Source organism: Robertkochia flava, from assembly GCF_020166515.1.
In the GTDB taxonomy this organism is placed as follows: Bacteria; Bacteroidota; Bacteroidia; order Flavobacteriales; family Flavobacteriaceae; genus Robertkochia; species Robertkochia flava.
Genome location: NZ_JAINZT010000005.1, coordinates 1 through 21992, shown reverse-complemented (window position 1 = coordinate 21992; position 21992 = coordinate 1). Strand labels below are relative to the sequence as shown.

General features: G+C 46.0%; 18 protein-coding genes and 1 rRNA gene. 11 read left to right on the top strand and 8 right to left on the bottom strand.

The genetic code is table 11. From position 1 onward, the window contains the following. The first annotated feature begins 22 nt into the window (after nt 1–22). Nucleotides 23–1648, top strand: coding sequence for an L-glutamate gamma-semialdehyde dehydrogenase (pruA, locus tag K7R11_RS06510; RefSeq protein WP_224489604.1), 1626 nt, complete (start codon nt 23–25; stop codon nt 1646–1648). A 164-nt stretch (nt 1649–1812) separates the two neighbouring features. Here the strand turns inward: pruA and K7R11_RS06505 are convergent, their stop codons facing one another. Continuing rightward, the gene (locus tag K7R11_RS06505; protein ID WP_224489603.1) at nt 1813–2667 is read right to left on the bottom strand and encodes a CHRD domain-containing protein; all 855 of its coding nucleotides are present in this window, start codon (nt 2665–2667) and stop codon (nt 1813–1815) included. Nucleotides 2668–3014: 347 nt separating this feature from the next. Between K7R11_RS06505 and K7R11_RS06500 the strand changes: the two genes are divergently transcribed. After that, a complete protein-coding gene (locus K7R11_RS06500; RefSeq protein WP_224489602.1) occupies nt 3015–3290 on the top strand; it encodes a hypothetical protein in 276 nt (91 codons plus the stop codon). 4 nt (nt 3291–3294) lie between these two features. Here K7R11_RS06500 and rsmG read toward each other — a convergent pair whose 3' ends face one another. Then, nucleotides 3295–3930 (bottom strand): 16S rRNA (guanine(527)-N(7))-methyltransferase RsmG, encoded by a 636-nt coding sequence (gene rsmG / locus K7R11_RS06495; RefSeq protein WP_224489601.1) that lies wholly within the window; start codon nt 3928–3930, stop codon nt 3295–3297. A 152-nt stretch (nt 3931–4082) separates the two neighbouring features. Here rsmG and K7R11_RS06490 point away from each other — a divergent pair, with 152 nt between their 5' ends. Next, nucleotides 4083–5195: a fatty acid desaturase family protein gene (locus tag K7R11_RS06490; RefSeq protein ID WP_224489600.1), complete on the top strand. Its 1113-nt coding sequence runs from the start codon at nt 4083–4085 to the stop codon at nt 5193–5195. Nucleotides 5196–5211: 16 nt separating this feature from the next. After that, nucleotides 5212–6399: a pyridoxal phosphate-dependent aminotransferase gene (locus K7R11_RS06485; RefSeq protein WP_224489599.1), complete on the top strand. Its 1188-nt coding sequence runs from the start codon at nt 5212–5214 to the stop codon at nt 6397–6399. A 78-nt stretch (nt 6400–6477) separates the two neighbouring features. Here K7R11_RS06485 and K7R11_RS06480 read toward each other — a convergent pair whose 3' ends face one another. Together K7R11_RS06480 and trkA are read right to left on the bottom strand one after the other, a co-directional pair. Further along, on the bottom strand, nt 6478–7935 hold the full coding sequence (locus K7R11_RS06480) for a TrkH family potassium uptake protein (protein WP_224490227.1): 1458 nt from the start codon (nt 7933–7935) through the stop codon (nt 6478–6480). A gap of 41 nt (nt 7936–7976) precedes the next feature. Then, nucleotides 7977–9326, bottom strand: coding sequence for a Trk system potassium transporter TrkA (gene trkA, locus K7R11_RS06475; RefSeq protein WP_224489598.1), 1350 nt, complete (start codon nt 9324–9326; stop codon nt 7977–7979). 128 nt (nt 9327–9454) lie between these two features. On the opposite strand from trkA, the gene ubiE reads away from it, so the two are divergent. Beyond that, nucleotides 9455–10189, top strand: a complete 735-nt coding sequence (ubiE, locus tag K7R11_RS06470; protein WP_224489597.1) for a bifunctional demethylmenaquinone methyltransferase/2-methoxy-6-polyprenyl-1,4-benzoquinol methylase UbiE — start codon at nt 9455–9457, stop codon at nt 10187–10189. Between the two features lie 74 nt (nt 10190–10263). Then, the gene (gene porT / locus K7R11_RS06465) at nt 10264–10965 is read left to right on the top strand and encodes a type IX secretion/gliding motility protein PorT/SprT (protein ID WP_224489596.1); all 702 of its coding nucleotides are present in this window, start codon (nt 10264–10266) and stop codon (nt 10963–10965) included. A gap of 7 nt (nt 10966–10972) precedes the next feature. On the opposite strand, the gene K7R11_RS06460 is transcribed toward porT, so the two are convergent. Continuing rightward, a complete protein-coding gene (locus K7R11_RS06460) occupies nt 10973–11704 on the bottom strand; it encodes a TrmH family RNA methyltransferase (protein WP_224489594.1) in 732 nt (243 codons plus the stop codon). 45 nt (nt 11705–11749) lie between these two features. On the opposite strand from K7R11_RS06460, the gene tamL reads away from it, so the two are divergent. The 3 genes from tamL to accD all read left to right on the top strand — a co-directional run bounded on the left by tamL (nt 11750) and on the right by accD (nt 16323). Further along, the gene (tamL, locus tag K7R11_RS06455) at nt 11750–14284 is read left to right on the top strand and encodes a translocation and assembly module lipoprotein TamL (RefSeq protein WP_224489593.1); all 2535 of its coding nucleotides are present in this window, start codon (nt 11750–11752) and stop codon (nt 14282–14284) included. 63 nt (nt 14285–14347) lie between these two features. Beyond that, nucleotides 14348–15421 carry a class II fructose-bisphosphate aldolase gene (fbaA, locus tag K7R11_RS06450; protein ID WP_224489592.1) on the top strand — a complete coding sequence of 358 codons (1074 nt, stop codon included), beginning with the start codon at nt 14348–14350 and terminating at the stop codon, nt 15419–15421. A 44-nt stretch (nt 15422–15465) separates the two neighbouring features. Continuing rightward, nucleotides 15466–16323 carry an acetyl-CoA carboxylase, carboxyltransferase subunit beta gene (accD, locus tag K7R11_RS06445; RefSeq protein ID WP_224489591.1) on the top strand — a complete coding sequence of 286 codons (858 nt, stop codon included), beginning with the start codon at nt 15466–15468 and terminating at the stop codon, nt 16321–16323. An 86-nt stretch (nt 16324–16409) separates the two neighbouring features. Here accD and K7R11_RS06440 read toward each other — a convergent pair whose 3' ends face one another. Beyond that, the gene (locus K7R11_RS06440; protein ID WP_224489590.1) at nt 16410–17258 is read right to left on the bottom strand and encodes a hypothetical protein; all 849 of its coding nucleotides are present in this window, start codon (nt 17256–17258) and stop codon (nt 16410–16412) included. A gap of 147 nt (nt 17259–17405) precedes the next feature. On the opposite strand from K7R11_RS06440, the gene rpsO reads away from it, so the two are divergent. After that, nucleotides 17406–17675: a 30S ribosomal protein S15 gene (rpsO, locus tag K7R11_RS06435; protein WP_224489588.1), complete on the top strand. Its 270-nt coding sequence runs from the start codon at nt 17406–17408 to the stop codon at nt 17673–17675. Nucleotides 17676–17904: 229 nt separating this feature from the next. Continuing rightward, nucleotides 17905–20175: a polyribonucleotide nucleotidyltransferase gene (locus tag K7R11_RS06430; protein ID WP_224489586.1), complete on the top strand. Its 2271-nt coding sequence runs from the start codon at nt 17905–17907 to the stop codon at nt 20173–20175. A 397-nt stretch (nt 20176–20572) separates the two neighbouring features. On the opposite strand, the gene trhA is transcribed toward K7R11_RS06430, so the two are convergent. Beyond that, a complete protein-coding gene (gene trhA / locus K7R11_RS06425; RefSeq protein ID WP_224489585.1) occupies nt 20573–21199 on the bottom strand; it encodes a PAQR family membrane homeostasis protein TrhA in 627 nt (208 codons plus the stop codon). Nucleotides 21200–21674: 475 nt separating this feature from the next. Continuing rightward, nucleotides 21675–21782, bottom strand: a 5S ribosomal RNA gene (gene rrf / locus K7R11_RS06420). Nucleotides 21783–21992: the final 210 nt, after the last annotated feature.

Genomic DNA, 21992 nt, shown 5'->3' with positions numbered 1-21992 from the left:
AAAATCTCAAAAGAAAAGAAGAATGGGAAAAGGATTTTTTCAAGTTCCTGTGGCTGTAAATGAACCTGTAAGGTCATACGCCCCGGGGTCTCCGGAGAGAGAATCTGTATTAAAACAGTACAAAGAATTTTATAACAGCACGGTCGATGTACCTCTATATATAGGGAGTGAAGAGATCAGAACCGGGAATACCCGAACCATGTCGCCTCCTCACGACCACAAGCATGTGGTAGGAACCTATCACCTGGCAGAAAAGAATCACGTAGAGAAAGCCATCTCTACTGCTCTTGAAGCCAGAGAGAAATGGGCAAACCTGAGTTGGGAACAGCGCGCAGCCATCTTCCTTAAGGCTGCCGACCTTATCGCAGGCCCTTACAGGGATAAGATGAACGCATCAACGATGATCGCCCAGTCTAAAAACATTCACCAGGCCGAGATTGACGCTGCCTGTGAGATCATTGACTTCCTCAGGTTTAATGTGGAATACATGACTCAGATCTACAGCGACCAGCCCGTTTCTGATGATGGTATCTGGAATCGTGTAGAATACAGACCCCTGGAAGGATTCGTATACGCCATTACTCCTTTTAATTTTACCGCTATTGCCGGAAACCTGCCTACCAGTGCAGCCATGATGGGGAACGTGGTCGTATGGAAACCCAGTGACCACCAGATCTTCTCTGCAAAAGTAATCGTAGACGTACTCAAGGAAGCCGGACTACCTGACGGGGTGATCAACGTGGTTTACGGAGATCCTGTCATGATTACCGACACCCTCCTGGATAGCCCTGATTTTGCCGGAATTCACTTTACCGGATCTACAGAGGTATTTAAAGGACTCTGGAAGAAGATCGGAAATAACATAGACCGCTATAAGACCTACCCGAGAATAGTAGGAGAAACCGGTGGAAAAGATTTTATCATCGCACACCCCAGCAGCAATGCAAAACAGGTAGCAACAGCAATAACCCGGGGAGCATTTGAGTTCCAGGGACAAAAGTGTAGTGCCGCATCCAGGGTATACCTGCCAAAATCGCTGGCACAGGAAGTTCTGGATTTTGTAAAGAAAGATATTGAATCGTTCAAGATGGGGTCTCCTGAAAATATGGAGAACTTTATTACAGCGGTGATTCACGAAGGATCTTTTGACAAGCTTGCCGGCTTTATAGATCGCGCAAAGGCAGACAAGGAAGCAGAGGTGTTTGCCGGAGGTAACTACGATAAATCCAAAGGGTATTTTGTACAGCCCACGGTGATCGTAACCACCGATCCGCAATACGTCACCATGACTACCGAGCTCTTCGGACCCGTGGTAACTGTTTATGTTTACGAAGACCAAAAGTGGAGTGAGACCCTTAAACTGGTTGACAACACTTCTGAATACGGACTTACAGGTGCCGTATTCTCAGCAGACCGCTATACCATTGAAGAAGCCACCAAGGCCCTTCAGAACAGTGCCGGAAACTTCTATATCAACGACAAACCTACCGGAGCTGTGGTAGGTCAGCAACCTTTCGGTGGCGCCAGAGCATCAGGAACCAACGATAAGGCCGGATCTATGCAGAACCTGCTGAGATGGGTTTCTCCAAGACTGATCAAGGAAACCTTCGTTTCTCCAACAGACTATCGCTATCCTTTCTTAGGATAATCAGGATATATCCAACAAAAAAAGCCGGTAAGTTCATTTACCGGCTTTTTTTATCTGCCTATATGAGAGGGTTACGAGATGTAAGGCCGCTCAATTAAACCTCCTGCGCTAAAAGCCCCTGCTATTATTCCGGCTTCAGAATACCCGGGGCAGTCCCTCCGGACTTAGTTTCCTTCATTGCTTCCGATATTCCCCTGGGCTACCAGCGTACCCAGGTCTTCTGCACTGAGATGCACATTCACATAGCCATTCACCTCCAGAATATCCGCATAGGTTAGCGGGTCGCCATTATCGAATTCAGCAACCTGGGTCCTGCTGATCCCGGTATCACCACTTACAGGATTAAAGGTAAAAATGATACCTCCCCCTGTGGCCACATCGTTCTCATGAATATGCGCCGGATGAGATCCGCCTTCGGGCGTACCTGTAAGTGCAATGGTAGCAAGCGCAGTGCCGTTCTCCCGCTCGGCGAACTCTATCGTACCGGAAATCCCCGCTACTGCCTGCTCAGAGAGCGGATAGGTTTTAACAGTTCCCGTAAGGTCATTTTGACCAATATCGCCCTGAGCCACGATGGTTTCGAGTTCATTGGCACTGAGATGAACATTGATATACCCGTTATAATCCAGAAGATCCTGGTAGGTCACCGCGGAACCGTCATCAAATTCAGTCACATTAATAGTACTCTCTCCCGAACTTCCATCTACCGTACCCAGTGTCAAGGCAATCCCTCCGCCTTCTGCAGCAGTATTAAAATGAATATGAGCAGGGTGTTCACCCCCGGATGGGGTTCCTTCCAGATCAAGAGAGATAGTCACTGATCCATCACTCATATCTGCAATTCGGGCAGTACCAAAAACACCGGATCCATTCACCTCAGCCAGATCATAGGTAGTAGCATCTACCTCCGTGATTTCACCATTGTTATTATCGTTTCCATCGTCATCTGAACTGCATCCAGGAAGAAGGAATACAAACAAAAGCAAGGTCAGACCGTAATATTTTCTACATGTTCTCATCATTTTGAAATTTATTGGTTCGCCCCGAATGTACGCAAAACATCTGATTTTCAATGCCTTATATTCGTCATGCACAAAACCCTTCAACTACTTAACAGCCATAACCACTACCTGCACCCACTGGAAATCAACCTGAGCAAACTATATAAATCCTTTAATTACCGGGGTACACCCTCCCCGAACTCCCGTGGAATTCAACCTTTGGAATCCGGATCCCAGAAGCAAGAATTGAACGAATGCTCTCCAAACTGCTTCCAATGTTAATTTAATGTTACGTAATTGTTACCTCAATATTTCTTTATTGTAAATTTTTTGTATCTTTAACAAGAACCAAAAGCCCCGTGATTATGAAAAAAGACGAAAAATTCTGCATTTTAAGTGTAAAGTACTCCATTCTTGAAGGCACCGAGGAGGGTACAGGAAGTATTGACACCACGGAGATGGAACACATTTTTGTGGCCAGAAAAAAATCAGCTGTGCTTAAAAAGATCAGGCGATTCGAGGAGCGGTTGAAGAACAACACCAATACTCAAAAAGCCTCAGCGTACGATCGCCTTAGTGGGGGTTTAAGAAAATTCCTGGACCGCTACCGGTATAGCTACGAGTCGCTACTTCGACTTTAAAAGATCAGGACTTATATTTGAGCGGAAGATGTACCACCTTTTTCGTCTCAAAGAAGTCCTCCTTAAAATAATCAGAGAGTTCATAAAGGGTAACGTTCTTGTACACTGCAAGTTCTTCACTCAGATCTCCCCCTTTCAAATAGAGGATTCCGTTTTTAAGTTCATGAACGGAATCTTTTTTTATTTTACCCTTGACCCACTTCACAAAATCCGGCATTCGGGTAACAGCCCTGCTCACGACAAAGTCAAATTCCCCTTTCAACTTTTCTGCCCGTTCGTGTGATGCAGTGACATTTTCCAGTCCCAGGGCTTCGCTCACAGCATTAACCACCTTGATCTTCTTACCGATGGCATCCACGAGGTGAAACCTGGTTTCCGGAAAGAGAATCGCCAGGGGAATTCCGGGAAATCCACCCCCTGTTCCCACGTCGAGTACAGCACTTCCGGGTTTAAATTCCTGCACCTTGGCAATGCCCATGGAATGCAGGACATGCCGTATATAAAGCTCATCAATGTCCTTCCTGCTCACCACGTTGATCCTCGAATTCCAATCCTTGTAAAGCCCTTCCAGGGCTTCGATCTGTTGGAGCTGATCCGGGGTGAGATCCGGGAAATAAGAACGTATGACTTGCAAGGACATAATCTGAAATTTTTCACAAAAATACATCTTAAGTTCCTTTTTATCGTATAATTAAGAAGGCTCTCTGCATTAATTCTTATTTTTGTCCTTTGCTCGTACACCCGAATCAAAGAAATGAACGAGCCACATTAATTGACTAATGGTTTTAAATTATGCAAGAAGGAATTCAATCCACAGTACGCTTTTCAAGAAAAGATCCCGCTAAATTTTTCAAGACCCTGAATTCCAGGGTTAACGATTACTTCAAAGAGAACAATCTTAAAAAAACCGGAAACTGGAAACTCCACCTCAAATCGGTGGTCATGTTCTCCCTTTTCCTTACCCCCTATTTTCTGATCCTGACCCTGGACATGAACCAGTGGCTGCAACTATTGCTCACCATCGTTATTGGCATTGGAATGGCCGGCGTGGGAATGAACGTGATGCACGACGGAAATCACGGTTCTTATTCTTCTAAAAAATGGCTCAATAAGCTCATGGGAGCCAGCATTTACATCCTTGCCGGAAACGTATACAACTGGAAGGTACAGCACAATGTACTTCACCATACATATACCAATATCCCGGGACATGACGAAGACCTGGATGCCGGAAGGATCATTCGTTTTTCCAAGCAGGCTCCATGGCACAGGTTCCACCGTTTTCAGCACTTTTACTCTGTTTTCCTGTACGGACTTCTTACCCTGAACTGGGCGATCACCACCGACTTTAAGCAGATGCGTCGCTATCTGAAAAGAAAACTGTCTTACGGAAGCTTCCCGAATCCGACCAAAGAATGGAGCATCCTGATCATCACCAAGGTTATTTACCTGACCATCTGGATCGTTCTCCCGATGCTGGTTCTTGATATTGCCTGGTGGAAGGTTCTTATCGGCTTTTTTGCCATGCATTACACAGCCGGACTTATTCTGAGCATCGTATTTCAGCTGGCTCATATTGTCGAGGAAACCGAGACTGTTGCTCCCGATAAAACGGGAACCATCAAAAATACCTGGGCTATACACCAATTGTTTACCACGTCGAATTTTGCAACAAAGAACAAGATCATTAACTGGTTTACCGGAGGGTTAAATCACCAGGTTGAACATCATATATTTCCTAATATCAGTCACGTGCATTATTCGGAAATCGCTAAGATTGTCAAAGAAACTGCAAAAGAGTTCAACTTGCCCTACTACGAATACAAATCGACCAGGAAAGCCATATTCTCTCATTTCAGGCACCTGAAGGCTTTAGGGCAAAAACCAACACTAGCTTATCAATAAAAATTTCAAATCCGTTATGAGCAACCCTTTATCTGAAAGGATCTTACAAATGAGTACCTCTGCGACCCTAGCTATGGCAGCCAAGGCCAGAGAACTCAAATCTGAGGGAAAGGACATTATTGGTCTGAGTTTAGGAGAACCGGACTTCAATACCCCTGACTTTATCAAGGAGGCTGCCAAAGAGGCGATCGACCAGAATTACAACAGCTATTCTCCTGTTGACGGCTATGCCGACCTGAAGCAGGCCATTATTAAAAAATTTAAAAGAGACAACGGCCTGGATTACCAACCGGGACAGATCGTGGTATCTACAGGTGCCAAGCAATCACTGGCTAACGTAGCAATGGCGGTGATCAACCCCGGCGACGAGGTGATCCTTCCTGCGCCCTATTGGGTAAGTTATTCGGAGATCGTCAAGCTTGCAGAAGGGGTTCCGGTAGAGGTTCCCACCTCGATCGATACCGATTTCAAAATGACTCCGGAACAACTGGAAAAGGCTATTACCCCAAAGACCAAAATGCTTTGGTACAGCTCTCCCTGCAACCCCAGCGGCTCGGTATACAGCAAAGAAGAGCTGGAGGCCCTGGCAGTGGTATTGCGAAAGCACCCCGGCATCATTGTGGTATCCGACGAAATTTACGAACACATAAATTTCAAAAATGCGCACCACAGCATGGCTGCCTGTGAAGGCATGTACGACAGAACAGTAACCGTAAACGGGGTTTCAAAAGCTTTTGCCATGACCGGATGGAGAATCGGTTATATCGGCGCGCCTGAGTATATCGCCAAAGCCTGTAATAAAATTCAGGGGCAGATCACCAGCGGTGCCAATTGTATTGCGCAGCGGGCTACCATTGCTGCCCTCGAAGCTCCTGTGAGCAATATCAAGTATATGATAGACAAGTTCCATGAACGCAGGGATCTTGTGTTAAAGCTCCTGGGTGAGATTCCCGGCATGAACCTCAATGTACCCGAAGGGGCGTTCTACGTATTCCCTGACATTTCTTATTACTTCGGTAAGACCATTAAGGGAAAAACGATCAATAACGCGACCGATTTCTCTCTGCTCCTCCTGGAAGAGGCGCTTGTAGCCACTGTAACCGGAGAAGCTTTCGGGAACCCGAACTGTATACGTATTTCATATGCAGCTTCAGAGGCCGAACTTCAGGAAGCCATTAAAAGAATCAAGGAAGTACTCAGCTGAATCCTCAGCTCATAATTACCATAAAAAAACGAGGCTTAGCGCCTCGTTTTTTTGTTTTATGACCCGGCTGTAAACCGGTTATATCTTTTTCCAGAAGATGGGCGAAAGCAGTATCAGTACGGTGAATACTTCCAGACGCCCTATAAGCATTAAAAACGAACACCACCACTTGCCTAGAACCGGCAGTCCGCTGAAATTCGCCAGCGGGTGCAGATCGCCGAAAGCAGGACCTACATTTCCAAGGGAAGAAGCTGCTCCCCCGATAGCTGTTTCAAAATCGAGTCCTAACACCCCCAGGAAGAGCGCCCCGATAATAAACAGCAACATATAGAGTATAAAGAATCCGAGGATATTAAAAATAATATTTTCAGACACCATCTTACCATTAAACCGAACCGGGATAATGGCGTTGGGATGCAGGGTTCTCTTAAACTCGAGCAAGCCATTTTTGATCATCAGCATATGCCTCACGACCTTCACCCCTCCTGAGGTTGATCCGGCCGACCCGCCAAGAAACATCAATCCAAAGAAAACCACCGTAAGGAAGGGCGTCCAGCCGGTAAAGTCAGCCGAAACGAATCCGGTAGTGGTCACTACCGAAATCACCTGGAACAAAGCATGCCGGAAGGCACTCTCTGCAGATCCAAAAACCATGGGATGGTAATCGCTCTCATCCACAGCTGCCTGAAAATAAATAGATGCCGTGGCCACCAAAGTAACCATAAGGATGATCAGGGCATAAAACCGGAATTCATTATCCCTGAAAATTTTGGAAAACCTCCCCTTAAACATATAGTAACTTAAAACGAAGTTGGTTCCTGCAAGAAACATGAAAAGTATCACGATATACTGCACCAGAGGATTGTCATTCCAATAGGCAAGACTGGCGTTCTTTGTTGAAAAGCCCCCGGTGGAGAGCGTAGCCATAGCGTGATTCATGGCGTCAAAGAAATCCATTCCCGCCAACTTAAGCAGGATGGTCTCTGCCACCGTATATCCCACATAGATGAACCAAAGGCGTTTTGCCGTATCGGTAATCCGGGGGTGAAGCTTATCGGCACTGGGGCCCGGAGCTTCGGCAGCAAACAGCTGCATACCCCCGATCCCTAGAAGTGGAAGAATGGCGATGGCAAGCACAATGATCCCCATCCCACCGATCCAGTGCGTCATGCTTCTCCAGAAAAGAATGCCTTCCGGAAGCACCTCGATATCATTCAGGATTGAAGCCCCCGTAGTGGTGTACCCGCTCATGGTTTCGAAAAAAGCGTCGGTAACCGAGGGAATGGTTCCTGTAAAGAGATAGGGAAGCATCCCCACCAGGGACATGGATAACCAGCCCATGGTAACGATCATGTATCCTTCCCGTTTCTTGATCTCCTTTTTATGTTCACGGGTATAGTACATCATCAGGGTACCCAGGATAATGGTGGTTAATCCCGCAAAGGTGATCTCCATGGTATATCCATCAGAATAGAGGGCACTCACCAGGGCAGCGAGCAGCATAAATACCCCGTTAAAGAGCAAAAGCAGCCCCATTAAGTGAATAATGATCCGGGTGTTTAATTTCTTTATCAAAATCAGAAAAATAATTTTTCGACCCTGGAGATCGAACGCGGCAGGCAACACACCACTACCCGATCACCGGCCTGAATTTTAAAATCTCCCAAGGCGATGATTCCTTCCCCATTTCTGATAACCCCACCAATAATGGCCGACCTTGGAAAATCGAGATCCTTAATAACCTTCCCGTTCACTGCCGAGGAGGGCTTAACGATAAACTCAAGCATTTCCGCATTGAGATTGTTTAACCGGGTGAGTGCCACTACCTCGCCTCTTCTGACATGGCGAAAGATATTATTTGCCGCCAATAGTTTTTTATTGATCAGGGTATCGATCCCGATAGAGTGCGACAACTGGAAGTAGTCCATGTTCTCAACCAGGGCGATGGTCTTCTTTATATTCTTGGACTTGGCTACCAGGCAGGACATAATATTGGTTTCCGAATTTCCTGTAACTGCAATAAAGGCGTCCATATCTTCAATATCCTCCTCTTCCAGGAGCTCCACATTGCGTCCGTCTCCGTTAATGATCAAAGCATTTGGCAACATATCGGCCAGATCAAAAGCCTTGACCTTATCCTTCTCGATAAGTTTAACGTTGAATTTGCTTTCACAGAGATCCCGGGCGGTCTTATACCCGATCTTACTACCACCGAGTATCATTACGTTCCTGATCTCCTCCCGGGTTTTCCCGGTTAACTTATACAGTTCGTCCACCCCTTCCTTGGAGGTCACAAAATAGGCCTGATCGCCTTCCTTAAAAACGGTATCTCCCCTCGGAATCAGGGTGTACTGGGTTCCGAACCGCTGTATGGCGATGGGTACAAAATGGAGCTCGGGAAATATACTGGCAGCTTCCTTCACGGTTTTTCCAATAAATGGTGCCGTACGCTGCAAACTGGTACCCACCATAATCAAGGCCCCGTCTTCAAATTCATAACTGTCGTTAAAAGCACTCTGGTCTAATAACAACTGAATCTCTTCCGCAGCGAGTTGCTCCGGAGAAATAAGTTCATCTATGCCCAGGGACGCAAATCCAAGCTCTTCCTTATTGTAAATAAATTCTGTGTTGGAAATCCTGGCAATGGTACGTTTACAACCCAATTGCTTTGCGAGCAAACACAAGGTGATGTTCGTGGTTTCTGAAGCGGTAACCCCGATAACCAGATCTGAATTTTCCACCCGGGCTTCCTTTAAAACTGAAATAGAGGTGGCATCCCCTTTTAATACTTTTATGTCAAGATGGGTATCTGCGTAATTGAGATTTTCTTTATCGATATCGATAAGTGTGATGTCCTGGGATTCAAAGGATAGTAATTTGGCCAAATGAAACCCTACTTCACCAGCACCTGCAATAATTATTTTCATTGAAGTTCGTGTGCTATTCTCAAGCAAATATATGTTAAAATTAAATTTCTGACTAAGAAAGCCGATGGCTTTCTTCATTAAAGGCTTTGAGATTACTGCATTATGTTATCTTTGCCAAAAATTTCGCTATGGCAAAGAAAGTGACCCCATATAAGGATTCGGATTTAGGCAAAAAGCAGCAGGTCACCCAGATGTTTGATACCATTTCGGGCAACTATGACGGACTGAACCGGGTGATCTCTTTTGGTATTGACGTCAAATGGCGTAAAAAAGTGGTTGCCGCCATAGCAGCATCCCGGCCATTGACCGTTCTCGACATCGCCACCGGTACCGGCGACCTGGCCATTCAGATCGCTGAGGCTGTTCCGCAGGCGAAAATAACCGGGCTGGATATCTCCCCGGGCATGCTTAAGGTTGGTAAGGAAAAGGTGAGTAAAAAAAACCTGGACTCCCGCATAGACATGGTCATCGGAGACAGTGAAGCCTTACCCTTTGACGAAAATACCTTTGATGCCATCACCGTGGCCTTTGGAGTACGCAACTTTGAACATCTGGAAAAGGGACTTACAGAGATCTGTCGCGTACTGAAACCCGGAGGAATCTTTATGGTTCTGGAAACTTCTGTCCCTGTAAAATTCCCCTTTAAACAGGGGTACCGGATCTACAGCAAAACACTCCTCCCCCTCATTGGACGGATATTTTCCAAAGACCGCTCGGCCTATGCCTACCTATCAGAATCGGCCTCAGTTTTTCCTTACGGGGAAGCTTTCAACAATATTTTGAGAAAATCAGGGTTTATTAATGTTAGTGACAAACCGCAAACCTTTGGGGTCGCCACCATTTACCAGGCCTCCAAAAAATAATAAGTTCAGGAAGGTTTCCGCGGTTGTATCCTAATAGTTTTTATATTTAAGAACTGTAAATCAATTTGAACGCAGTGAACAAATCATCCATAGTAGCCCTGATCGCACTTTTCCTTGTAACAGGCCTGAAGGCGCAATTCAACGAAAATCCCATTCTCAACCTGGAGAACGAAGACAAGAAGTTACTCAACTGGGGGTATTACCTTGGGTTTAACCAATACGGCTTCAAAATCGATTACAAAACTAACGAAGACATCAGTTATATTCAGGAAGGAAAGTCCACAGGCTTTAACGTAGGCCTGATCGGAGAGCTTCGTTTGAATAATTACCTGGACCTAAGAATCGAACCAGGACTCTATTACACCCAAAGGGATCTGGGCTTCCCGAACTTCAGCAATGAAAACGACTTCCTCAGGGAGGTAAAGTCGACCTACATCCACATCCCGCTATTGTTAAAAGCCAGCACCAAGCGATTGGGGAACTTTAAACCCTATGTGGTTGGCGGTGTATCCACCTCCATTAACCTGAGCAGTGAAGAAAAAAGCAAGGAAGACAATGAGTCGGGTAAATTCCGGATGACCACCAATACCTATTATTACGAATTAGGGTTTGGGATCGATTTTTATTTCTACTATTTTAAGTTTTCGCCTTCTATCCGCGGGGTATTCGCCTTATCCAATGAGCTGGTCCCTGATGAAAAAGCAGACAGTCCGTGGACCGGAAACATTGACGGATTATACAGCAGGGCGGTATTCATCAATTTCACCTTTGAGTAGATTTTGATCAGGGGTGATGCCTTCTGTATTCACTTAACAGCACCGCAGTAGCCGTTGCCACATTGAGACTTTCTGTTTTATGCAGGGCCCCGAAGCGGGGGATACTAAGTATTCCGGAAGCCAGGCGTCCAACTTCAGCAGAAATCCCATTGGCCTCATTTCCCATAACAAGGATAAATTCTCCCGGCAGGGTACTCTCATAAACGTTCTCGCCATCCATATCAGCAACCCAGACCGGCCTCTTGTCGTTTGCCAGGAATTGCGGAAGGTCGACATAGGAGATCCGGACCCGGGACAGCGACCCCATGGTGGCCTGAACTACCTTCGGATTATAACAGTCTGCCGTGGTTACAGAACACACCAACTGCGGAATCCCGAACCAATCGCACAACCGGATGATCGTTCCCAGGTTCCCAGGGTCCCTGACATCGTCAAGAGCCAGTGCAATTCCGGATGCTAAAGGCTTGATTTCCGACGGAATTTCAAACACCCCCAGCACTCCTGCCGGTGTTTTAAGGTTGCTCATCTGCTTTAACTGCGCAGCACCCACAGGAGTACAGTCAAAAGCGATCTGCTTCATTATCCCGAAATCATCTGCATATACAGCTTCGCATTTCAGGTTTGAATCCAACAACTCGGTAACGCATTTTCGCCCTTCAGCTATAAAGAGCCCGTGTTCTTCACGATACTTTTTTTGCCGTAAGCTTTTTATTAGTTTTATCTGACTTTTACCAACCATACAAATAATGTAGTATTTTTGACCTTTAACAAACCAATTGCCCGATTGAAAGACCATTGTGTAAAAATAACGGTATTCCTGTTATTATTGATTTTCGCTTCCTGCAATGCTGTAAAAAGAGTGGATGAGGAGGAGTACCTATTACGCAAAAATACCATATTCCTGAATGGCGAAAAACTCCAGGACCCGGAAGTCGAAAATATTCCTTTACAAAAACCCAATAGTCTTAGCCGGCTGCATATCTACAACCTGGCTAAAGCCAACTCAGATTCCATATATGATGCCCGACTGAGGGCCGACCTGGCAGAACCGGACTTCAAACAACGCATGCTTTCTGCCAAACAACTCGCCCAGGCCAGCAGTTATAAAAAGCGATTTCACGAATGGTTACGCAGAACCGGGGAAGCCCCGGTGATTATCCGGGAAGACCTCACCAATCGCACGGTTAAAAGGCTCAAGCAGTACTATGACAATAAAGGATACTTCAACTCTGAGGTCGCTTTCGAAAAAGACACGGCCGATTACGGCGAGCGAAAAGCAGGGATCAATTATTTTGTGGAAACAGGAGACGCCTACCTTCTGGACACTATAAAAACCTATATCCCCTCTCCGGCCGTAGATTCCATATACCAAAAATACGAAGAGGCCTCCTACCTGAAGATGAACGAACGGTTTGACCTTGCCAATTTCAATGCCGAACGGGAACGCCTAAACCGACTCTTCTTAAATTCGGGCATATACAAGTTTCAGCTCTCCAGCATCACCTTTGATCTTGAAGCTGATACCCTGGCCACCTCAGACGATCAGAAAATGCCGGTAACGGTTAACATCGACAACATGGTTACCCGTTCGGGAGATACCCAGAATGTAACACCCTACAAGGTGCACCAGATCAAGGAGGTGAACATCTACGCCGATCACAACTTTGAAACCGAACCCACAGACAGTATTCACCACGATGGGTATGTGATCTGGTTTCACGACAAACTAAAATACAAGCCCAGTGCGCTCACCGATGTAATGGCCATCGCCCCCGGGAATATTTACAAGGACCAGGAGCGAACCCTGACCTCTAGACAGATCGGAAACCTGCAAACATTCAAGTATCCGAACATCAACTACGAATATGTTCCGGGTACCGATTCGCTGCTCAATACAAACATCTACCTCTCACCCCGGAAACGATTTTCACTGGGATTTAACCCGGAGGTCACCCACTCCAATATCCAGGATATCGGAATTTCCTTCTCTACCTCCCTGGTGAGCAGAAACATATTTCGCGGAGCCGAAACTTTGGAGTTTGCCCTCAGGGGTTCTGTAGGTTCTTCTTCTGAGCTCAGCAATTCAAGCCAGAGCTTCTTTAATATTGCGGAATTTGCCGGAGACATCAGGCTTAATTTTCCAAGGATCGTCTCCCCCTTCAATACGTCCGATTTTATCCCGAAGTATATGGCCCCGCAAACCCGGATGTCAATAGGTAGTATTCTCCAGAAGAACATCGGTCTGGACAAACAAAGTCTCAATGGCATCCTGCGGTATAACTGGTCTCCCAACGCATACAGAAAGAATGTTTTTGAGCTGCTCAACATCCAGTACATCAAAAACCTGAACACGGAACGCTACTACGAGGTGTACCGCAACAGCTATAATGACCTCAATGATATTGCAAGAGGATACAGAAGCGATCTTCCCTCCTCTTATTTCAATACCAGGGGAGACCTGATCATCCCGGAGGGTACAGCCGCCTTCACCGATGACGTCTTAACCAACGACTTCACCGTAAACGAAAACGAGCTGGAAGAGGTTAACCGCATCGAGGAACGCAGAAAGCGACTTACAGCAAACAACCTGATCCTGGGATCGAGTTTCAGCTGGTCCAAGAATAACCGACAGGGATTTCAGGACAATAGTTTCTATTCGTTCAGAACGAAACTGGAGCTGGCAGGAAATACCCTGTCCCTTCTTGGCAACCTTGTTGACTACGACAAGACGGAAGACGGGAAAAACCTGGTGTTCGGGGTTCAGTATTCTCAATTCGCCAAAACCGATATCGACTACATTAAATACTGGAGTTTATCCCGGGACCAGGTTCTGGCATTTCGAAGCTTTCTCGGGCTGGCCATCCCCTATGGCAATGCAGAAAGCATTCCGTTCCTGAGGTCTTATTTTGCCGGTGGATCGAACGATAACCGCGCATGGGAGGCCTATTCCCTGGGACCGGGAAGAGTAGACAACCTCAATGATTTTAATGAAGCTAACCTTAAGATCGCCCTGAACCTGGAGTACCGCTTTGGAATTATCGGGCAGTTTAAAGGGGCCGTTTTTGCCGATGCCGGTAACATCTGGAATGTCCTGGATAATGTGACCCAGGAGGAGGCCGTATTTGAAGATCTGAGCTCCCTGGCAGAACTTGCCCTGGGTACAGGGTTCGGACTCCGGTACGATTTCAGTTATTTTGTATTTCGTTTCGATGTGGGCTTCAAGACCTACAATCCCGCATTCGAAGGGCCTGAACGCTGGTTTTCCGAATACAATTTTGGCAATGCCGTATACAACATTGGTATTAATTATCCTTTCTAAGCGCACTAATTTTATTATTTTTGCAGGGTCTATTGATCAACTTAATACCGTAAAATCAATTCTATGAGTCTAAATATTCAACCAGGGGTAGCCACCGGAGATGATGTACAAAAAATCTTTGAGCACGCTAAAAAGCACGGTTATGCTTTGCCGGCAGTAAATACAATTGGAAGCAACAGTATCAATGGGGTTCTGGAAACCGCTGCAAAACTGAATTCTCCTGTTATCATACAATTCTCTAACGGAGGGGCGCAGTTTATCGCCGGAAAAGGACTTTCCAATGAAGACCAGCGCGCTGCCGTTGCCGGTTCTGTAGCAGGTGCCAAGCACGTGCATGAATTAGCCAAAGCCTATGGGGTTGTGGTGATCCTTCATACCGACCACTGTGCGAAAAAACTCCTGCCCTGGATCGACGGACTTCTGGATGCCAGTGAAGAACACTTCAAAGCCACCGGAAAACCCTTGTTTAGTTCACACATGATCGACCTCTCTGAAGAACCTATTGAAGAGAACATCGCCATTTGCAAGGAGTACCTGGCCCGTATGGACAAGATGGGAATGACCCTTGAAATTGAACTGGGAATCACAGGCGGAGAAGAAGACGGAGTTGACAATTCTGATGTAGACGATTCTAAACTGTATACACAACCTGAAGAAGTAGCCTATGCCTATGAAGAGCTGCTTAAGGTAAGTCCCCGATTTACCATTGCTGCGGCCTTCGGAAATGTTCACGGGGTATACAAACCTGGTAACGTGAAACTTACTCCTAAGATCCTTAAGAACTCCCAGGAATACGTTTCAAAAAAATACAATGTACCTCATAATACCATCAATTTCGTATTCCACGGAGGGTCCGGATCTACCCTGGAAGAGATCCGCGAAGCCATTGGTTACGGGGTAATAAAGATGAATATAGATACCGACCTGCAATACGCTTTTACGGAAGGGGTACGGGATTATGTTCAAAGCAAAAAAGACTATCTTGCGTCCCAGATCGGAAACCCGGAAGGGGAGGATGTCCCCAACAAAAAGTTCTACGATCCGAGAGTTTGGCTAAGAGAGGGCGAGAAAACCTTTATCACCCGACTGGAAAAAGCTTTCGAAGATCTTAATAACACGAATTCAATAAACAAGTAATAAGGCCGCCACAGGCGGAGGTATAAATTCTAAATCCTACAATAATGGCTTGGTTTAAGAGAAAAGAGAAAGGGATTCAAACCGCTACCAAGGAGAAAAAAGACACTCCCAAAGGGTTGTGGTATAAATCGCCTACAGGAAAAATCGTTGAAGCCGATGAGCTTGCCAAGAACTTTTATGTAAGCCCTGAAGATGATTATCATGTTCGAATTGGAAGCAAGGAATACTTTGAGATCCTTTTCGACAACAATAAATACGAAGAGCTCAATCCGAACCTGGAATCGAAGGATCCTTTAAAGTTCGAAGACACCAAAAAATATACCGACCGTCTTAAAGACGCCATGAGCAAAACCGACCTTAAGGATGCGGTTCGTACCGCGGTTGGGAAATCCAAGGGGAAAGACCTGGTCATTGCCTGTATGGACTTTGCCTTTATTGGAGGCTCGATGGGAAGTGTTGTTGGCGAAAAGATTGCCCGCGCCATTGATTATTCCATTCAGAACAAGATTCCGTTTATGATGATCTCCAAATCCGGAGGAGCCCGTATGATGGAAGCAGCCTTGTCGCTGATGCAATTAGCGAAAACCAGTGCTAAACTGGCGCAGCTGGCCGAGGCCGGAATTCCTTATATCTCCCTTTGTACCGATCCTACCACAGGGGGTACCACTGCTTCTTATGCCATGCTGGGAGACATAAACATCGCAGAGCCAGGAGCACTTATCGGGTTTGCCGGACCGAGGGTGGTTAAAGAAGCTACCGGAAAGGACCTGCCAAAAGACTTCCAGACCTCCGAATTCCTTCTTGAACATGGATTCCTGGATTTCATCTCTCACAGAAGAGAGCTCAAGAAAAAGGTGAACCTGTATCTGGACCTGATCCAAAATCAGCCTATTCGAAAATAGCATCCCGTTAGTAAACAGAACACATAAAAAAACGCCCTCTTTTCTGAGGGCGTTTTTTATTTCATTCAAGAACGTACAACCTAATGTTAACGGAGTTCGATCTCTTTTGTTCTCCCGGAGGAAGTGGTTAGCAAGGCTTTATTATCGCAATTACCATCCCCGTAATTCAAGGTGGCAGAAAACAGGGAATTGCTGAGTGAAAGGGTGCCCGATACAATAAATCGGCAAGCCCACTCTCTTCTCAGGTTATCAGTGATCTCCATTTCATAGGTATTGAGAAGGGAATCGTTCATATAGGTCTGCACTCTTCGGTTCCCACCGATAAGAACCACATTATCGGCCCAGTTACCAGTCCCAAATCCAGCGATCCATTCCCGGGTGGTCGTCCCTGTAACCCTGGCATTCAACCCACTGGGGTGAGCCACCACAAGATCGCTTTGTACCTCCGAATTCGGATACCCTCCCTGATCAGCAGCCGGCCAGGTTCTTAGGATCTCCTTTCTTCCGGTAATCATCAGGTCATTCACCCCCAGGTTATCGGTTCCTACCACGATATTTGCCTGCCGTAGTTCATTATTCCAGATATACTCGACGATAATCTGCCCGGAATAGGCTACCCCGTTAGCAAGGGTACATCCGTTTCCGAAATCTATGATCTTTTTTACCTTATCCCCATTAGCCGTTTTGGTAATGGTTACACAGGCAGGAAGCTCCACACGTTGTGAAATAACCGATTTTGCAGCAGCAGATTCATCAACTACCACAGAGGCAGCGATGTCGTCGATCTGATCAGACAGTAATTCTGCCTGGGCATTGATCTCTATATCCGCTACCGGGATCTCCAGGTTTTCGGTGAGGTTGTCTGCTTCGTCGGAACAGGACGTCCACAACACCGCTGAGAGCGCCATAAACGAAGCTAAAATTCTAGTTTTCATAGGAAATAGGTTTAATTATTTAAGATTTAAGACAGCTATAAATATATTTAGTTTAAAACGAAACCTAAAAGAATTTATTGCTATATTTGCAGCCTTGTTAGTAAAAGCTACTGACATATACATAAAAATCATTTAAATAATATTGGCATGTATTTAACCAAAGAAGTTAAAGCAGAGATCTTCAAAAAGCACGGTGGTAAAGAGAACAACACCGGTTCTGCAGAAGGTCAGATCGCGTTATTCACGCACAGAATCAATCACCTTACAGGTCACCTTAAAAAGAACCGTAAGGATTTCAACACCGAGCGTTCACTGGTTCGTTTGGTAGGTAAAAGAAGAAGTCTTCTTGACTACCTGAAAAAGAAAGATATCAACAGATATCGTGCAATTGTAAAAGAATTAGGATTGAGAAAATAAGATTAAGGGGGCATTTCGCCCCCTTTTTTAGTTTCCCTGTCGAGAAATTAAACTTATATTACGGTGGTTTAATAGCTTTTAGGCCGTAATTCACATAAAAAAGCTCAAATTACATAGTTTTTCATTGGGTAACCGCAACAACTACACAACAACACAACACCCACTGTACCTGGTACAGTACCCATTGTATAACACCAACCCGGCATGACCGGGTTAAATGAAAAACTTTATGATTCCTGAAGTACACAAAGAAATTATTGATTTAGGAGATGGAAGAACCATTTCCATTGAAACAGGGAAACTAGCCAAACAAGCAGACGGTTCTGCAGTGATTCGCATGGGAGATGCCATGTTATTAGCCACTGTGGTATCTGCCAGAACGTCCAATCCGGACATCGACTTTTTACCCCTTACGGTAGATTACCGTGAGAAATTCGCTGCAGCGGGAAGATTCCCTGGCGGATTCTTTAAAAGAGAAGCACGACCAAGCGACCAGGAGGTACTTACCATGAGATTGGTAGACCGGGTGTTGCGTCCGCTTTTCCCTAAAGACTATCACGCCGAGACTCAGGTGATGATCCAACTGATGTCGCATGACGACGAGGTGATGCCGGATGCTCTGGCAGGATTAGCTGCCTCTACAGTGATCCAACTTTCTGACATTCCTTTTGAATACCCTATCTCTGAGGTACGTGTAGCACGCGTTAACGGAGAATTCGTCGTTAACCCAAGCAAGAGCCAGCTGGAGCAGGCCGATATCGACATGATGGTTGGTGCCTCAGAAGACTCTGTAGCGATGGTAGAGGGAGAAATGAAAGAAGTATCCGAGAAAGAGATGGCCGATGCCATTAAATTTGCTCATGATGCGATCAAGATCCAGATCGAAGCTCAAAATCGTCTCGTAGAAAAGGCAGGAGGTAAAAAGCCTGTTCGCGAATACGACGGGGAGAAGGAGAACGAAGAAATGGAGAAAAAGATCTGGGACTTCGCTTATCAAAAATGCTACGATATTGCAAAGGGGGGAACTTCGAAGCAAGAACGTGGCGAGAAATTCTCTGAAGTTAAGGAAGCCTGTGAAGGACTCTTTACTGAAGAGGAACTTGAAGAAAACGGAGACCTTGTTGGTAAGTATTTCGGTAAAACCCACAAGGAAGCCGTTAGAAGACTTATCCTTGACGAAGGTATCCGCCTTGATGGCAGAGCCACCGATGAGATCAGACCTATCTGGTGTGAAGTAGACTACCTGCCATCGACCCACGGATCGAGTATCTTTACCCGTGGAGAAACCCAGGCTCTGGCTACGGTAACCCTTGGAACCTCCAAGCAGGCTAATGTAATTGACCTGCCAACAGAACAAGGAGAAGAGAACTTCTACCTGCATTATAACTTCCCTCCGTTCTCTACAGGAGAAGCACGCCCGATCAGGGGTACTTCCCGAAGAGAGATCGGTCACGGAAACCTGGCACAGAGAGCGCTGAAAGGAATGATCCCTGCAGACTGCCCTTATACTGTACGTGTCGTATCTGAAGTTCTGGAATCTAACGGATCTTCTTCTATGGCTACGGTTTGCGCCGGAACCATGGGACTGATGGATGCCGGAGTACAGCTGAAAAGCCCTGTTTCCGGAATTGCTATGGGACTTATTACTGACGGAGAGAAATACGCCGTGTTGTCGGATATCCTTGGAGATGAAGACCACCTTGGAGATATGGACTTTAAAGTAACCGGTACTGCCAATGGTATTACAGCCTGCCAGATGGATATCAAAATCAAGGGACTTTCCTATGAGATCCTGGAGAACGCTTTGGAACAAGCCAAGGAAGGACGTTTACACATCCTGGGCAAACTTACCGAAACCATTGAGTCGCCAAGACCAACGGTTAAGGCACATGCGCCGAAGATCGTTACTGTAAGGATGCCCGGAGAGTTTATCGGTGCCCTTATCGGTCCTGGTGGAAAGGTTATCCAGGAACTGCAAAAAGAAACCAAGACTGAGATCGTTATTAATGAAGAAGACGAGCAAGGTATTGTAGAAATCCTGGGTACAGATCAGGAAGGTATCGACAAGGTTATTGCCAAGATCGATTCCCTTACCTTCAAACCTCAGGTTGGAGAAACCTACGAGGTACAGGTGATCAAGATCCTTGATTTCGGTGCCGTTGTAGAATATGTTGAAGCACCGGGTAATGAAGTATTACTGCACATCTCAGAACTTGCATGGGATCGTACAGATAACGTTACCGATGTGGTAAATATGGGAGACGTATTTGACGTGAAATACTTCGGTATCGATCCCAAGACCAGAAAAGATAAGGTTTCAAGAAAAGCCCTGCTTCCTAAGCCGGAAGGCTATAAAGAGCGTCCACCGAGAAGTGATCGCGATGGCGGAAGAAGAGACTCACGCGGTGATAACCGCAACCGTGGAAGTCGCGATCGCGATAACCGCGGAGGTGACAGAAGAGGTCGCAATGACCGCAACGAACGCAACAATAACAGATAATCTTTTTTATCTGCATACGAAAGCCCGGCAATACGCCGGGCTTTTTTTTTGATGATGAGAGGTACGTAGGTACGTGGGTACGGAGGTAGAGTTTTAAAAATAGATGTCTTCGCGAGCTTGTCTGCCGAAGGCAAGGGGATCCCGATACTTCGGGAGACCGCGGCGATCTTTTTAAGATTATCCAAATGCCAATTAGAAATCCCCAGGACAGCTACTAAGCCGGATGCAGATGGCCACATTGGATTCCACCCTCCTTACAAAGACGTCCTGATATTCTCTGTAATACGGTTTACTTCCTCACAACTTTACGCCTTTACAACTTCACGACTTTACCCATCCTTCTATCCGAAAGTCCTGGCAGATGGCCACGTCGGGTAAAGACGTCCTGAAATTATTTTCAACGCACCACTTCCAGCACCATAAAAAAGTGCGCCATTGCACCGGCGAGCACGAAAAAGTGCCAGATCACATGCTGGAAACGCAGTCTTTTTAAAAGATAAAAGATCACCCCGGTAGAATAGAAGGCTCCACCAAGAAACATCAGGTATACCGCCTTCTCTGTCAAAGCAGTTTGAACCTTTCCCCAGTACAGGACAATGAGCCATCCCATGCCCAGGTAAAGCAAAACAGAAAGTAACTGAAACCTGCCTGTAAAGAACACCTTCAGCAAAGTTCCAATAAGCACCATAGACCAGACGATGGTAAAAATGGTGACTCCGGGATCCTTATAGAGCGAAATTAGCGCAATTGGGGTATAGGTGCCGGCAATAAGGAAATAAATGCTTATATGGTCCATTTTGCGCCACAACAGCTTACTTTTCTCACTGGTCACGTAGTGATAGATGGCTGAAGAGGAAAATAGAAGTATCATGGAACAGGAATACAGGATGATACTCGCATAGCTCCAGGGCGAATGTTGATTATTCATTGCCAGCAGCACGAAGAGTCCGGGGACTCCCAATACAGCACCCAGTGCATGCGACCAGGTATTCCATTTTTCCTCTCGGGGACTTTGGTTTCTCATATAGGTTTGGGTTACGAAGGTACGTAGGTACGTAGGTACATAGGTACATAGGTACATAGGTACGAAGGTACGAAGGAAAGTTATAAAGTTACAGAGGTTACAGAGGCTACAAAAGTGATAAGAGCTCTGAGTATTGCGTACGCCTGTATTGTAAAGTTTCGCTTTGTCTTTACTCTTGATTCTTAATTCTTGGCTCTTTCCCCTTTCTTCTTTTTAATGTGACAGGAGCTAGGAGGGCACAAAGGAAAGGGTTATTGGGAGTCGGGAGCTTGCCATCCCTTCCGGAAGGAAATCCTGCCTGTGCGAAGCACGGTAGGTCGGGAGTAGAGAGTACCAGTTGTACTTGTAACTTGTAACCTGTACCTGGTCACGCATCCCGCATCACACATCCCGCATCACACATCACGCGGTAACCTGTAACCTGTAACCTAAACGCATAAAAAAACCCTCACCATTTTCATGATGAGGGTTTCAAAGAAGGCGGCGACCTACTCTCCCACTTTCGTAGTACCATCGGCGCTGACGGGCTTAACTGCTCTGTTCGGAATGGGAAGAGGTGAGCCCCGTCGCAATAACCACCTTAAGTTGTACGGATGCCTTAAGCATCCTAATAAGTTAACATATTGAGATAAAAACGTTCGAGGGTATAAATTCTTGGATCTTACTTTATGAAAGAGGTTGCGCCCCCTGCCCTTTTGCGTGGCAGGGGACTACAGTACATAAGCTTACGGGTTATTAGTACTACTCGGCTATGACATTACTGCCTTTACACCTGTAGCCTATCAACGTGATC

Excerpts from the sequence above, each read along its gene's own strand:
- pruA (WP_224489604.1), top strand. The coding sequence starts at position 23 with ATGGGAAAAGGATTTTTTCAAGTTCCTGTGGCTGTAAATGAACCTGTA.
- K7R11_RS06505 (WP_224489603.1), bottom strand. The coding sequence starts at position 2,667 with ATGAGAACATGTAGAAAATATTACGGTCTGACCTTGCTTTTGTTTGTA.
- K7R11_RS06500 (WP_224489602.1), top strand. The coding sequence starts at position 3,015 with ATGAAAAAAGACGAAAAATTCTGCATTTTAAGTGTAAAGTACTCCATT.
- rsmG (WP_224489601.1), bottom strand. The coding sequence starts at position 3,930 with ATGTCCTTGCAAGTCATACGTTCTTATTTCCCGGATCTCACCCCGGAT.
- K7R11_RS06490 (WP_224489600.1), top strand. The coding sequence starts at position 4,083 with ATGCAAGAAGGAATTCAATCCACAGTACGCTTTTCAAGAAAAGATCCC.
- K7R11_RS06485 (WP_224489599.1), top strand. The coding sequence starts at position 5,212 with ATGAGCAACCCTTTATCTGAAAGGATCTTACAAATGAGTACCTCTGCG.
- K7R11_RS06480 (WP_224490227.1), bottom strand. The coding sequence starts at position 7,935 with ATGGGGCTGCTTTTGCTCTTTAACGGGGTATTTATGCTGCTCGCTGCC.
- trkA (WP_224489598.1), bottom strand. The coding sequence starts at position 9,326 with ATGAAAATAATTATTGCAGGTGCTGGTGAAGTAGGGTTTCATTTGGCC.
- ubiE (WP_224489597.1), top strand. The coding sequence starts at position 9,455 with ATGGCAAAGAAAGTGACCCCATATAAGGATTCGGATTTAGGCAAAAAG.
- K7R11_RS06460 (WP_224489594.1), bottom strand. The coding sequence starts at position 11,704 with ATGGTTGGTAAAAGTCAGATAAAACTAATAAAAAGCTTACGGCAAAAA.
- fbaA (WP_224489592.1), top strand. The coding sequence starts at position 14,348 with ATGAGTCTAAATATTCAACCAGGGGTAGCCACCGGAGATGATGTACAA.
- accD (WP_224489591.1), top strand. The coding sequence starts at position 15,466 with ATGGCTTGGTTTAAGAGAAAAGAGAAAGGGATTCAAACCGCTACCAAG.
- K7R11_RS06440 (WP_224489590.1), bottom strand. The coding sequence starts at position 17,258 with ATGAAAACTAGAATTTTAGCTTCGTTTATGGCGCTCTCAGCGGTGTTG.
- rpsO (WP_224489588.1), top strand. The coding sequence starts at position 17,406 with ATGTATTTAACCAAAGAAGTTAAAGCAGAGATCTTCAAAAAGCACGGT.
- K7R11_RS06430 (WP_224489586.1), top strand. The coding sequence starts at position 17,905 with ATGATTCCTGAAGTACACAAAGAAATTATTGATTTAGGAGATGGAAGA.
- trhA (WP_224489585.1), bottom strand. The coding sequence starts at position 21,199 with ATGAGAAACCAAAGTCCCCGAGAGGAAAAATGGAATACCTGGTCGCAT.